The sequence below is a fragment of the Rhizobium centroccidentale genome, from assembly GCF_030182565.1.
Lineage (GTDB): Bacteria > Pseudomonadota > Alphaproteobacteria > Rhizobiales > Rhizobiaceae > Rhizobium.
The window spans coordinates 13,828-27,543 of the sequence record NZ_JAQJCG010000008.1 but is presented as its reverse complement, the minus strand read 5'-3'; the positions used below and the strand labels follow the sequence as shown (position 1 = coordinate 27,543).

14 protein-coding genes are annotated in these 13,716 nt (G+C 59.2%); 7 read left to right on the top strand and 7 right to left on the bottom strand.

Translation table 11 applies throughout. From position 1 onward, the window contains the following. The first annotated feature begins 64 nt into the window (after positions 1–64). On the top strand, positions 65–727 hold the full coding sequence (locus tag PH562_RS12615) for a TetR/AcrR family transcriptional regulator (protein ID WP_285173397.1): 663 nt from the start codon (positions 65–67) through the stop codon (positions 725–727). A 60-nt stretch (positions 728–787) separates the two neighbouring features. Here the strand turns inward: PH562_RS12615 and PH562_RS12610 are convergent, their stop codons facing one another. After that, positions 788–1,975, bottom strand: coding sequence for a YdgA family protein (locus PH562_RS12610; RefSeq protein WP_113229592.1), 1,188 nt, complete (start codon positions 1,973–1,975; stop codon positions 788–790). Between the two features lie 230 nt (positions 1,976–2,205). Here PH562_RS12610 and parC point away from each other — a divergent pair, with 230 nt between their 5' ends. Then, positions 2,206–4,464 carry a DNA topoisomerase IV subunit A gene (gene parC, locus PH562_RS12605; protein WP_285173396.1) on the top strand — a complete coding sequence of 753 codons (2,259 nt, stop codon included), beginning with the start codon at positions 2,206–2,208 and terminating at the stop codon, positions 4,462–4,464. 150 nt (positions 4,465–4,614) lie between these two features. Here the strand turns inward: parC and PH562_RS12600 are convergent, their stop codons facing one another. The 6 genes from PH562_RS12600 to hemB form a co-directional block, all read right to left on the bottom strand. Next, the gene (locus PH562_RS12600; protein ID WP_285173393.1) at positions 4,615–5,004 is read right to left on the bottom strand and encodes a type II toxin-antitoxin system death-on-curing family toxin; all 390 of its coding nucleotides are present in this window, start codon (positions 5,002–5,004) and stop codon (positions 4,615–4,617) included. Beyond that, a complete protein-coding gene (locus PH562_RS12595) occupies positions 5,004–5,225 on the bottom strand; it encodes an AbrB/MazE/SpoVT family DNA-binding domain-containing protein (protein WP_285173391.1) in 222 nt (73 codons plus the stop codon). The genes PH562_RS12600 and PH562_RS12595 overlap by 1 nt, the downstream gene beginning before the upstream one ends. 50 nt (positions 5,226–5,275) lie before the next feature. Next, positions 5,276–6,172 (bottom strand): DMT family transporter, encoded by an 897-nt coding sequence (locus PH562_RS12590; RefSeq protein ID WP_285173389.1) that lies wholly within the window; start codon positions 6,170–6,172, stop codon positions 5,276–5,278. Continuing rightward, the gene (locus PH562_RS12585) at positions 6,173–6,952 is read right to left on the bottom strand and encodes an arginyltransferase (protein ID WP_113229680.1); all 780 of its coding nucleotides are present in this window, start codon (positions 6,950–6,952) and stop codon (positions 6,173–6,175) included. Positions 6,953–7,132: 180 nt separating this feature from the next. After that, a complete protein-coding gene (locus tag PH562_RS12580) occupies positions 7,133–7,591 on the bottom strand; it encodes an RDD family protein (RefSeq protein ID WP_285173387.1) in 459 nt (152 codons plus the stop codon). 89 nt (positions 7,592–7,680) lie between these two features. Next, the gene (gene hemB / locus PH562_RS12575; protein ID WP_113229598.1) at positions 7,681–8,694 is read right to left on the bottom strand and encodes a porphobilinogen synthase; all 1,014 of its coding nucleotides are present in this window, start codon (positions 8,692–8,694) and stop codon (positions 7,681–7,683) included. 143 nt (positions 8,695–8,837) lie between these two features. Between hemB and PH562_RS12570 the strand changes: the two genes are divergently transcribed. From PH562_RS12570 to nrdR, 5 genes are all read left to right on the top strand, one after another. After that, positions 8,838–9,278 (top strand): DUF6163 family protein, encoded by a 441-nt coding sequence (locus tag PH562_RS12570; protein WP_113229599.1) that lies wholly within the window; start codon positions 8,838–8,840, stop codon positions 9,276–9,278. Between the two features lie 133 nt (positions 9,279–9,411). Further along, entirely contained in the window at positions 9,412–9,927 is a 516-nt protein-coding gene (gene ldtR, locus PH562_RS12565) for a transcriptional regulator LdtR (RefSeq protein ID WP_069616333.1), read from the top strand. A 512-nt stretch (positions 9,928–10,439) separates the two neighbouring features. After that, positions 10,440–11,753 (top strand): L,D-transpeptidase family protein, encoded by a 1,314-nt coding sequence (locus tag PH562_RS12560; protein WP_113229600.1) that lies wholly within the window; start codon positions 10,440–10,442, stop codon positions 11,751–11,753. A 178-nt stretch (positions 11,754–11,931) separates the two neighbouring features. Further along, complete coding sequence (glyA, locus tag PH562_RS12555) at positions 11,932–13,230, top strand: serine hydroxymethyltransferase (RefSeq protein ID WP_015339424.1); 1,299 nt, start codon at positions 11,932–11,934, stop codon at positions 13,228–13,230. 9 nt (positions 13,231–13,239) lie between these two features. Beyond that, positions 13,240–13,716 carry a transcriptional regulator NrdR gene (gene nrdR / locus PH562_RS12550; RefSeq protein ID WP_015339425.1) on the top strand — a complete coding sequence of 159 codons (477 nt, stop codon included), beginning with the start codon at positions 13,240–13,242 and terminating at the stop codon, positions 13,714–13,716.

The following is a 13,716-nucleotide window of genomic DNA, read 5'->3' as shown; positions in this document are numbered from 1 at the left end:
GGCAAAACCTTATATAATCACAATGACCATTCCTGAATAAACCAAGTCGGGAAATAATTCTAGAGTGACCATTGTGAAAAATATTGAAGAGAAGAACAATTCTTCACCGCGCAAGCGCGGACGCCCACCGGCCTTCGATCGCGAGACGGTTCTCGCTGCCGCCCGGGACACCTTCTGGAAGCACGGCTATGACGGTTCCTCCATCGCCGATCTGACGGCGGCGATGGGCATCACGCCGCAAAGCCTCTATGCGGCCTTCGGTTCGAAGGCCGACCTCTATCGCGAGACGCTTGATCAATATCGGCGCATGCCTCGTCCGGAACCCGGCAATCCCTTTCAGGACAAGCTGGATACCGTGACTGCCTTCGAGCGCTTTCTGACGAACTCCGCCAGGATATTCACGGCCCCGGAGCATCCAAAGGGGTGCATGATATCTACAGCGGTACTGAATTGTGCGGAGGAGAACGAGCCGATCGCCCATCATGTCGCATCGATGCGCCTGCAGACGCTTGATATCTTCACCGCCCGGATCGCGCGCGGTATCGAGGAGGGAGACATCCGGCCTGACGCCGACCCTCGCTCGCTGGCGCGTTTTCTCGGTGCGATCGTGCAGGGCATGTCCGTTCAGGCGCGCGATGGGGCGACGACGGAGGAGCTGCTTGCCCTGATGTCCCATGCGCTTAACGAGCTCAGAACGTATCAGCTTCCAAAAGCCTCCGGGCTTTGAGGCAAAGAAAAACCCGGCGACCGAGATCGCCGGGTTTTGAATGGTTCGACGAGCGGCCGCTCAGTCGTTCGAGGAAACCTTGAGGCCGATAACCTGCGGGATCGTCGTCGGTGCGCCCATGGCGGCGCCGATGATCATCGGCACCGGTACCGGCTTGCCGGGAGCGGCGGTGACCGTCAGGCTCTTCGGGTTGTCGAGATAAGTGCTGACCGCTGCGGAGACGGCATTCTGCAGCTCCGGAATGTTGAGCTGCGCCATCATGATCGGCGTCATTGCCTTCAGCGTGTCGGCGAGCTGCTTGCCCGTGACGCCCTGTTGCTTGCCGGCAAAATCGAGCGCACGTGCCGTAATCGACGCGTCGTCGAAGCGGATCTGGGCGCTGTTAAAGGTGAGCTGCTGCAGCAGGCCGAGCATGGCGAGGCCGGCGGACTGCTGTGCTTCCTGCTGGTTCGGATTGGAGCGAACCGTCTTCAGCGCATCCTGCAGCGACTTGGCGAAGGCAGGCGTGTAGCCGGAAATGCTGAAGGCGAGATTCAGCTTGCCGATATCCCTGAAGTCGAAGGAATATTCGCTGATGTTGATGGTGCCAGGCCCCATGTCCCAGCTGCCCTTCATGGAAACAGTGCCGTCGATCTGCTGCAGCTTCAGCGCGTCGATCGCTTCCTTGGTCTTCGCATCGTCGACCTTGCTGAGATCGGCCTTGATGCCATTGATCTTGGCGTCGAAGTCGAGGCCCGACTTGTCGTCGCGCTTCTTCATGTTGGCGTCGGCGCCCTCGATCGAGAACACTTCGGTATCGTCCTTGGTCACGGATACGGCGCCGGCATGGGCGCTCTTGTAATAGAGCAGCGAGCTCAGGTCGCCCTTGCTCGAGTCGGCCGGAATCTCGACGCCGGTCAGCTTGAGGTCGGTGGCGGAAACGGAGGCGCCGTCCTTGTTGAAATCAACATCCGCAAAATCGATTTCCTCGATCGTGTAGCCGCCATTGTTTTCCTCGACGCCATCGAGGGTGATGTCGCCGAGCGGAATGCTGTCTTCCATTCCGGCGGGCTTGAAGCTTGTGCCCTTCAGCGTCACCGTGCTTCCGTCGACATCAATGCCTGTGGCAGCAATCGAACCGCCCTGCTGGCCATAGACGTCGTTGATCTTCTTCAGCAGATCATTGCCGTCGAGCGCAAAGGCGGAGCTGGCGAAAGACAGGATGGCGGCACTGCACAGCATCAGCCGCGTGGTCCGATAGAAAGTCATGATGGCGTTCCTCGTTGAGCCGGTGGTATTGGCGGGGGCGTACAGATTGAGCGTGTACTGCGCTGACTTATATTGATCTTTCTCTGAAAATCCAACGACAATGAATGTAGAGCGCCAGTGCAGCAAAAATGTATCGATAGCCACCCCGCAATATGCTTGAAACGCCTTCATCCACAGGTGCTTTCCGCTGATTTCTTGCTGTGAATCGCCATCTCTTATAGTCAAGGGCCATGGGAAAAAATCTGACACCGCCGCCCGGTGACGGCGACGACAACATCCTTCCGGTCGATCTGAAGGCCGCGCTCGAGGAGCGCTACCTGGCCTATGCCTTGTCGACGATTACGCAACGCGCGCTTCCGGACGTCCGCGACGGGCTGAAGCCGGTACATCGCCGTATCGTTTATGCGATGAGCGAGATGGGGCTGCGCCCCAATGCCGCCTTCCGCAAATGCGCCAAGATCGTCGGCGAGGTGATGGGTAACTATCACCCACATGGCGACCAATCGATCTATGATGCACTGGCGCGCCTGGCGCAGGATTTCTCGCAGCGCTACACGCTGGTCAACGGCCAGGGCAATTTCGGCAATATCGACGGCGATAGCCCGGCTGCGATGCGTTACACCGAATCCAAGATGACGGCGGTTTCCGAGCTGCTGCTCGAGGGCATCGACCAGGATGCCGTGGATTTCCGCGACACCTATGACGAGTCGAATTCCGAGCCGATCGTTCTGCCTGGAGCTTTCCCCAATCTGCTCGCCAACGGCTCTTCTGGCATCGCCGTCGGGATGGCGACCTCTATCCCGCCGCACAATGCTCACGAGCTTTGCGATGCCGCCCTGCATCTGATCAAGGATCGCGATGCGACGGTCGAGAAGCTGGTGGAACTGTATATTCCAGGGCCGGACTTTCCGACCGGCGGCATCATCATCGATGATCGCCAGAGCATTATCGAAAGCTACAAGACCGGCCGTGGCGGCTTCCGTGTCCGATCGAAGTGGGAAATCGAGGATCTCGGTCGTGGCGGCTACCAGATCGTTATCACGGAAATTCCGTTTCAGGTGCAGAAGTCGCGGCTGATCGAAAAGATTGCCGAGTTGCTGCTGGCACGCAAGCTGCCGCTGCTCGAGGACATTCGTGACGAATCCGCCGAGGATATCCGGGTCGTTCTCGTGCCGAAAAGCCGCACAGTCGACGCGACGATCCTGATGGAATCGATGTTCAAGCTCACCGAGCTTGAGAGCCGGTTCCCGCTCAACATGAACGTCCTGTCCATGGGCCGCATCCCCAAGGTCATGGCCTTGAACGACGTGCTGAAAGAGTGGCTGGATCATCGCCGTGAAGTCCTGCTGCGCCGCTCGCGCTTCCGGCTGGCGGCCATCGAAAAGCGCCTCGAAATCCTCGGCGGCTTGCTGATTGCCTATCTCAACATCGATGAGGTCATCGCCATCATCCGCGAGGAGGATGAGCCGAAGCCTGTCATGATGGAGCGGTTCGGCCTCACGGACAATCAGGTCGAGGCGATCCTCAACATGCGGCTGCGCTCCTTGCGCAAGCTGGAAGAATTCGAAATCCGTAAGGAGTTTGACGGCCTGACGAAGGAGAAGGCCGACATCGAGGCACTGCTCGCTTCGGACGAGAAGCAGTGGCAGACGGTTGCCTGGGAAATCGGCGAGGTGAAGAAGAAGTTCGCCAAGGCGACCGAGATCGGTCGCCGCCGCACGCAGTTTGCCGAAGCGCCTGAAGCCGATGATGAGGCCATCCAGCAGGCGATGATCGAGAAGGAACCGATTACCGTCGTCGTCTCCGAAAAGGGTTGGATCCGCGCCCTCAAAGGCCATATTTCCGATACGTCCTCGCTGACCTTCAAGGAGGGCGACGCTCTCAAGGTTGCTTTCCCGGCGCAGACGACGGACAAGATCCTCATCATCACGACGGGCGGCAAGGCCTATACGCTCGGCGGCGACAAGCTGCCCGGCGGCCGCGGCCATGGCGAGCCGCTGCGCATTATGATCGACATGGAAAACGATCAGGATGTGCTGACCGCCTTCGTCCACGATCCGCAGCGCAAGCAGATGATCGCATCGACGGCAGGCAACGGCTTCATCGTTGCCGAGGCGGAACTTGTCGCCAATACCCGCAAGGGCAAGCAGATCATGAATGTCTCCTATCCCGACGAGACCAAGCTTCTCGTCCCGATATCAGGCGACCATGTTGCCGTGGTCGGCGAGAACCGCAAGATGGTCATCTTCCCGCTCGCGCAGGTGCCGGAAATGTCGCGCGGCAAGGGCGTGCGCTTGCAGAAATACAAGGACGGCGGCATCGCGGATGTCAGGTGCTTCGCGATCGCCGATGGCCTGACATGGGAAGACAGTGCCGGCCGCACTTTCACCAAGACCAAGGGCGAATTGGTGGAATGGCTGGGCGACCGCGCCGGCACCGGTCGTGCCGTGCCGAAAGGCTTCCCCAGGAGCGGCAGGTTTTCTGGGTGAGGAGCGGTCGGGCAAAGCCCGAGCAATCGGCCCAGTGGGGTCGATTGCAGCGACGAACGCCGGAGCTCTAGCGAAGGGCCGGGTGGTGCGTCGTCTCGACTGCGAAAGCCTGGACGGAACCTTGACGAGGGCGGATCGACGCCTGAGGCTTCAATCTGTGTAGGGAACGCAGACGTCTCGCAGGAAACGTGTCGCTCCCTCTTCATCGATTTCTCCGGCGGCCACTGCTATGACGAAGCTGTAAAGATTGGCGTCTGTCGTTTGAATACGGTAGCCGTTTTCCATAAGAAAAACTGCTGTCGCCACGATGGCGATGCGCTTGTTGCCATCAATGAAGGCGTGGTTTTTCGCCAACCCAAATAGATAAGCGGCCGCTAGTTCGATGATATCATCACTGCCGTACTGAGCTTTGTTAATCGGGCGTGCCAAAGCGGATTCGGGGGAGCCCTCGTCTCGTAGACCATAGGAGCCGCCGAACCTTTTGATCTGCATCTTATGCAATTGCTCAATGAGCGGCCTAGTCAGGAAGATAAAGGGCATTATTCTGCCAGCTTCTTGAGTGCCACTTTATATTGATCCATGAAGCGCTGCGCATGCTCCATCTGGCGTGCAAAATCCGCGTCAGCCGGCTGCATCAGCAATCCGCCATCTTTCAAACTGAGTTCCAACCTGTCACCGGCTCCGAGACCAAGCTGCCCCAGGACTTCTTTCGGAATGATAACGCCTTCGGAATTGCCGATCTTGCGGATGGTGACGTTCATATCTCAGCTCCAATGTAATAACCTAGTTATAACATCGGATGGGCGTTGCTTCAAGGCGCGAGAGTTTGCGCGATGATTACCGCTCTCGCCTTGACCCGCGCCTGCCAGAGCGAGTGACCTGCCAGTGCCAGGATCAGTATCGCGCCGCCGGCAAGCGTCATGTTGGCCGGCGCTTCCGAGAAGATCATCCAGACCCAGATCGGTGCGAGAATCGTTTCCAGCAGATAGAACATCGCCACCTCCGGTGCCGAAAGAAAGCGCGTGCCCGTCGCAAGGCACCAGAAGGAAAGCGGCATTAGCACGGCGCCGTCGAAAAGGATCCAGCCGGGATGGTCTATGGAAAAGCCCGAGGGCACCATATGATAGAGCCCGACTGCCGCCGGCATGACGGCCGCCAGCAAGGACGCAAAACCCATGTCCCGGCCCGAGGCGCGGCTGATCGTGATGGCACAGGCGATGGAAAGCGATGCGAGCACGGAAAGCGCGTCGCCAAGCAGATGCCCAGCCTCCATGCCGTCACCCACGATCAGGCCAACACCGAGGATCATGACAGCCATGGTAATGAAGGTGGAAAGGGCAGGGCGCTCTTTCAGGAAAATCCAGGATAGCAGCGCGGTGAACATCGGGTTGAGCGCGATGATGAAGACCACATTTGCCGCCTTGGTATAATAGACGGCGAGAAGGAAGGTGATGGTGGTCAGCCCATAGAAGAAGCCAACGGGAATTCCGAGCCAGCCCGGTAACACAGTCTTCAGCGAGCCAGTGACCCGGCGAATGACGAAAAGGGCGGCCAGCGCCACGACGATGGTCGCAAGGCTGCGGGCAGACAGTACCGACCAGACTTCGCCGCTGGAAAGTCGTATCAGCGGAATATCCATCGACAGCGCCAGACCGCCGAGCGTCGTCAGCAGCAGGCCCTTCTTATGGTCCGAGAGATGGGAAAACATTCAGCGGAAGGTATCTTTGTCGCCGTCGGCTGTGGGGTCGAAACGTTCCCAGCCGCGCGGCGTCAGATGTTCCTGCGGCTGAAAGCGGGTCTTGTAGTCCATCTTGCGCGAGCCCTTGACCCAATAGCCGAGATAGACGTGCGGCAATCCCAGCGCCTTCGTCCGCTTGATATGATCGAGGATCATGAAGGTGCCGAGTGATCGCTCGTCGAGATCGGGATTGAAGTAGGAATAGACCATGGACAGCCCGTCGCTCATCACATCGGTCAGAGCCGCAGCCAGCAGTTCGCCCTTCGGACGCTGCTCCAGCCCCGAACCCTCTTCGCGACGGCGATATTCGATGATGCGCGTGTTCACATGCGTGTCCTCGACCATGATCGCATAGTCGAGCACGGTCATGTCGGACATGCCGCCTTGCTGATGACGATAGTCGAGATAGCGGCGGAAGAGCGAATATTGCTCGCTGGAGGGCTGCGCCGGAAATTCGGTGGCGATGATATCGCTGTTTGCTGTCAGCACCCGTTTCATCGATCGGGTGGGCTCGAACTCTTGCGCCAGGATGCGGACCGATATGCACGCCCGGCACGATTCGCAGGCGGGACGATAGGCGATGTTCTGAGAACGCCTGAAGCCGCCCTGCGTCAGAATATCGTTCATCTCGGCGGCGCGAGGCCCCACAAGGTGCGTGAAGACCTTGCGTTCCATCTCGTGCGGCAAGTACGGGCAGGAAGCCGGTGCCGTCAGATAAAACTGCGGAGATGGCGTCGACTGCGTGTTCATCTGCCGTTGATTGACCTTTCTTTCGGCATCCGTTTCTACAAGCATGGCCCAAGTTTAGAAAACGTCAACTACGTCCTTTGCTAAAGATCGAAGTTTCCTAATGGACCATGCACAGAAATATCTCCCGCGCGCCCGGGGGACCGCGGGAAATTATGAGGTGCCCTATGCTTGTACGCTGTTTTATGCTGTTCGGGCGATGACCGTGCCAAGCAGCAGATCGTGCACGAGCCGGCTGCGGTCGGTGAAGAGACCCACCAGCAGGATGAGCGGCGTCAGGACGGAGTTCAGGATCCAGAACAGCGCCAGATGGACGATCGCCATTAGGAAATCCATTCGCCGGCCGTCAACACGAACCATGGTGAGGCCCATAGCGCGCATGCCGAGCGAAGCCTGGTAAGGACCGCCGAGTGTCCAGCCGAAATAGAGACCTGCAACGAGAACGAACAGCACCGGATAGAGAAAGAAGCCGAGCCCCAGTGTCAGGATCGAAACGAAAAACAGCAGCACGGCCGCAGGAATGCACAGCAGCGCGACGATGATGTAATCGACGATAAACGCAAAGATGCGCCGGCTCAGCACGCCACTATAGGCGCGCCAGTCGTCCGGTGCTGCATAGAGCGGGCTGTGGTTCAGGCTCATTGCTTTCCTCCTTGAGGAAACATTGGGGGAAACATTTGCCGAACATATGGTATCGGCTCCAGCAAATACAATAAGCTGATGGACCGAAGCTATTTCTTCGCCAGATGTCTCGCCACATCGACAGCGAAATAGGTGAGGATCCCGTCACAGCCGGCGCGCTTGAAGGCGAGCAGGGTTTCGAGCATTACCTTCTCCCCGTCGATCCAGCCATTGGCGGCGGCCGCCTTGATCATCGCGTATTCGCCGGAGACCTGGTAGGCAAAGGTCGGAAGGCCGAAGGCTTCCTTCAGCCGCCAACAGATGTCGAGATAGGGGAGACCGGGCTTGACCATCAGCATGTCGGCGCCTTCCTCGACATCGAGCGTGGCGTCGCGCACGGCTTCCGTGCCGTTGGCGGGATCGATGTAATAGGTCTTCTTGTCGCCCTTCAGCAGGCCGCCGGTCGAAATCGCCTCGCGATAGGGGCCGTAGAAGGCCGAGCTGAATTTCGTCGCATAGCTCATGATGCCGACGCTCTGGTGCCCCGCGGCATCGAGCGCCTGGCGGATCGCGCCGATGCGACCGTCCATCATTTCCGAAGGCGCGATGATGTCTGCTCCGGCATCCGCTTGGTAGACCGCGGCCCGTGCCACCTGTTCGACCGTTTCATCGTTGACGATCTCGTTGCCGCGCAGGATGCCGTCATGGCCGTGGCTGGTGAACGGGTCGAGCGCGACGTCGGTAATGACGCCGATATTCGGAACGGCCTTCTTGATGGCGGCAGTGGTGAGATTGATGAGATTGTTCTTCTCGAGGCTGTTGGAGCCGGTCTCGTCGCGCAGCTCCATTTCGATGTTAGGGAAGGTGGCAAGCGCGGGGATGCCGAGATCGGCCGCTTCCTTCGCCGCCTCCACGGCCTTGTCCACCGTCATGCGGTTGACACCAGGCATGGCAGGGATCGGCTCGACGATGCCGGTGCCCGGGATCACGAAGATCGGCCAGATCAGATCGTCGACCGTCAGCCGGTTTTCCTGCACGAGACGGCGCGTCCAATCGGCCTTGCGGTTGCGCCGCATGCGCCGATGACCGGTAATCTCGTCAACGAGATGCGTCTTGTTCTCCATGATGCCGCCATCCTTCTTCGTCTATTTATGGCATTCTATATGGGGCGCGTACCTATCACGCCGTCCCCAGGATTCAAAACAAGGCGAAAGGCCGCAGCCATTATATTCTGGCGAGGCACGTGCCTCCTACGTATTGTTCGCGCATGGAACCTGATTCTTCGACCGTACCCAAGAATACGCTGACGGACATCCTGTTCGTTCTGTTCCTGCGGCTGATTGCGATCGCCTGCTTCTGGCTCGGCCTGCAATATTGGGCCATGCTGGTCGGCTACTCGCTGGAAGGTCATGCGCGCTTCGATCTGCTGGCGCTGCCATGGAAGGTCGCGGGCGCAGGCTTGGCCGTTGTCTTCCCCGTCGCGGCACTCGGATTGTGGCTTACCGTCTCGTGGGGGCCGGTCATGTGGGTGGTGGCGGCAGGCGGGCAGGCACTGATGTATGGCGTATGGCCGGAGATATTCGGATCCAATCCGCTGATCATGATCTTGCATGCCTGCGTCGCCGTGATTTATTGCCTTTTCCGTATCCTGCTATGGCAGGAGAAACGCCGGCGCCGGCAGCAGCAGGTAATGGTTGATTTACCCTGAGACAGCAACACTTCCTGGTAAGGTGCTGTTAAGCCTGCAGTTTAAGTAGAATTTTATGTGTATTCGATAGGGTCTCACTCAAGGCGGGAAGAAAACGACACCGCCAAACAAAACAGAGTGAGGCCAAGTCATGATGAACACGAAAATCAAGCCGCAGGCAGTTGCAAACGCTCGGGATCAGCAGGTTGATGACATCCGGGCTCTCTACATGGAATCCCTTCACCTGGTCGAGCGTCTGCACCGCCGCCTGCTTGATGTTATCAAAGACGAGTTCGACCGTCAGGGTCGCGACGACGTCAACGCCGTCCAGGCACTTCTTCTCTTCAACATCGGCAATTCCGAACTGACGGCCGGCGAGCTGCGCTCCCGCGGTTTCTACCTCGGCTCCAACGTTTCCTACAACGTCAAGAAGCTGGTCGACCTTGGCTTCATCAACCATCAGCGCTCGCGCATCGACCGCCGCTCGGTCCGCATCAGCCTGACGGAAACCGGCCAGGATATCGCCGAAACCGTCGCCAAGCTCTATGAGCGCCACATCGGCTCGATCGACAAGGTAGGCGGCATCGGCACCGACGAGTTCACCCAGATGAACAAGCTCCTCCAGCGCCTCGATCGCTTCTGGAACGATCAGATCCTCTATCGCCTCTAAGTAACGGGCAGGGATTGATCCTAAGACCTTCCAGTAAAAGCAAGCTGGACACGTTCCCTGCGTGTCCGGCTTGAACGCATTGCCGGCCCGATCGCTGTGCGCTTTTTGCCACGTCCGCGCTTCACCTTCCGTCCCATGTAACGTCCGGGACGGCTAAGCCATTGACGCCGGATCAGGACACGCTATGAACCACGCGCAGCTGTGGTATTTTAGCAAAAGCAGTTTGGCTTTTCTTTCGCACTGGCGTGGCAAAGCAAGTTTCATGCCGGGAGACACGAATTGGCCATATTGCTATGACAGCGGAAATCGACTGCAGGCAGCGTTCTCGAAATACGATCTTCCGACCTGAAGGTCTTGGCTTCGCGATATTGTGATAGTTCGTGGCCAAGTTTTTGGTGGTGCATTAAGGGAACGGGTTGATACTGAGCCACGTTACTTGGCGCAAGCTGCGCTATTTACTGCTTCCTCTCTAGGCTGCGCATGATTGGATCGCAGCGTTGAACGGTTAGGATATGTCGAAGAAAAACGGAATTGGACCCTTTTCGCGCCGCGCTTTCCTGCGGTCGGCTGCAACTCTTGGCGCTGCCGCACTGGCCGCTCCGGCCCTTGCGCAAAACGCAACTCCGCTCGAGGCGTTGATCAACGATCGCTCCCGCGGCAATTGGGACGACCAGTTCGACGCCAAGGCCGCGGCGCGCACTGCCGCCGCTGTCCAGTCGAACGCGCCAATCCTCGGGCCAGATTCCGTATCGAATATTCAGCAGGCGATCGCGCAATATCAGAGCATTGCCGCCAACGGCGGATGGCCACAGATCAATCCGACAAGCCAGCAGGCGCTGCAGCTCGGTGCGACCGATCCGGCCGTACAGTCGCTGCGCCAGCATTTGATGATAACCGGCGACCTGCCGCGTGAGGCTGGCATCTCCTCCGCCTTCGACTCCTATGTCGACGGCGCGGTCAAGCGTTTCCAGGCCCGTCACGGTCTGCCGGCAGATGGCGTCCTGGGCGATTTCACGCTGAAGGCGATGAACATCCCCGCCAATGTCCGTCTGCAGCAGCTCAACACCAATCTCGTCCGCCTCCAGACGTTCCCGTCCGACCTCGGCCGTCGTCACGTCATGGTCAATATCCCTGCGACACGTGTCGAGGCCGTCGAGGATGGTCAGGTGGCGTTGCGCCACCAGGCGATCGTCGGCCGGGAATCGCGGCCTACGCACATCATCAATTCGAAGATCTATGAGGTCATCCTCAACCCGTACTGGACGGCGCCGCGCTCCATCGTCATTAAGGACATCGTGCCCTTGATGCGCAAGGATCCGACCTACCTGACGAAGAACAACATTCGCCTTCTCGACGGTAAGGGCCAGGAAGTGGCGCCGGAGACGATCGACTGGAATTCGGACAAGGCGCCAGACCTGATGTTCCGTCAGGACCCGGGCAAGACCAACGCCATGGCGTCCACGAAGATCAACTTCCACAATCCCAACAACGAATACATGCACGACACGCCGGAACAGGGCCTGTTCAACAAGCTGATGCGTTTCGACAGCTCTGGCTGCGTCCGCGTTCAGAACGTGCGCGATCTCGCAACCTGGCTGCTGGCCGAAACGCCCGGCTGGCCGCGTCAGCACATCGAGCAGGTCATCTCCACCCGCGTCAACACGCCGATCACCTTGGCGTCGGAAGTGCCTGTCTATTTCGTCTATATTTCGGCTTGGAGCGCCCGCGACGGTATCGTCCAGTTCCGTGACGACATCTATAATCTCGACGGCAACTCCCAGTTAGCGCTCAATACGACCCAGGGCATGGAGCAGCCGGTTCAGTAATCGGCGTTGTTCGAATCACTATCGACATGGAAGCCGCATCCCCGGGTGCGGCTTTTTCGTTCGTCGTCGGCGCTCATCGTAGTTTGCCCAGCAAATGTCGCTGATCGTATTGCTCTCCGGCGACCCTGACGCTAATACCGTCTGCATTGCCGTTCCGGCCCGTTCAGGAGCTTTCACGATGACCAATGCGTCCACCGAACCCTTTTTCAATCGCTCGCTTGCCGATACCGATCCGGAAATCTTTGGCGCGATCGGCAAGGAGCTCGGTCGCCAGCGGCACGAAATCGAACTGATCGCCTCGGAAAACATCGTCTCACGCGCCGTTCTGGAAGCGCAGGGCTCGATCATGACCAACAAATACGCCGAGGGATATCCGGGCAAGCGCTACTACGGCGGCTGCCAGTACGTCGATATCGCCGAGGAACTCGCCATCGAGCGAGCCAAGAAGCTGTTCGGCGTCAACTTCGCCAACGTTCAGCCGAACTCCGGTTCGCAGATGAACCAGGCAGTCTTTCTCGCGCTCCTTCAGCCCGGCGACACCTTCATGGGCCTCGACCTGAATTCGGGCGGTCACCTCACGCATGGCTCGCCGGTCAATATGTCCGGCAAGTGGTTCAACGTCGTGTCCTACGGCGTGCGCGAAGGCGACAACCTGCTCGATATGGATGAAGTGCAGCGCAAGGCCGAAGAAACCAAGCCGAAGCTCATCATCGCCGGCGGCACGGCCTATTCCCGCATCTGGGACTGGAAGCGCTTCCGCGAGATCGCCGACAGCGTCGGCGCCTATCTGATGGTCGACATGGCCCACATCGCCGGTCTGGTTGCCGGTGGTCAGCACCCGTCGCCATTCCCGCATTGCCACGTTGCCACGACGACCACGCACAAGTCGCTGCGCGGCCCGCGCGGCGGCATGATCCTCACCAATGACGAGGATCTGGCCAAGAAATTCAATTCGGCCGTATTCCCCGGCCTCCAGGGCGGCCCGCTGATGCACGTCATCGCCGCAAAGGCCGTCGCCCTCGGCGAAGCGCTGCAGCCGGAGTTCAAGGACTACGCCGCCCAGATCGTCAAGAACGCCAAGGCTCTTGCCGAAACGCTGATTTCCGGCGGCGTCGACGTCGTCTCCGGCGGCACCGACAACCATCTGATGCTGGTCGACCTGCGCAAGAAGAACGCCACCGGCAAGCGTGCCGAGGCCGCACTCGGCCGCGCCTACGTCACCTGCAACAAGAATGGCATTCCCTTCGACCCCGAGAAGCCCTTCGTCACGTCAGGCGTTCGCCTCGGCACCCCGGCCGGCACGACGCGCGGCTTCAAGGAAGCCGAATTCCGTGAAATCGGCAATCTGATCATCGAAGTGCTCGATGGTTTGAAGGTCGCCAATTCCGACGAAGGCAATGCCGCCGTCGAGGCTGCCGTGCGCGAGAAGGTGGTCAAGCTCACCGACCGCTTCCCGATGTACGGCTATATGGGCTAAGGAGAGCGCATGCGCTGCCCTTACTGCGGCTCAGAAGATACCCAGGTCAAGGACTCGCGCCCGGCGGAGGACAACACGTCCATCCGCCGTCGGCGCATTTGTCCGGATTGCGGCGGCCGCTTCACCACCTTCGAGCGCGTGCAACTGCGCGAACTGATGGTCATCAAGAAGACCGGCCGCAAGGTGCCGTTTGATCGCGACAAGCTGGTGCGCTCCTTCGAGATCGCGCTGCGCAAGCGCCCGGTCGATCGTGACCGGATCGAGCGGGCCGTATCGGGCATCGTCCGTCGCCTCGAAAGCTCCGGCGAGACCGAAATCAGCTCCGAGCAGATCGGTTTGCAGGTACTGGAGGCGCTGAAGAGCCTCGATGACGTCGCCTTCGTGCGCTATGCCTCCGTCTACCGCGATTTCTCGCATGCCGAGGATTTCGAGCACGTGATCGACGAGATCAACGCGAAGATCGCTCGCGATCCGCTGGATCCCTGA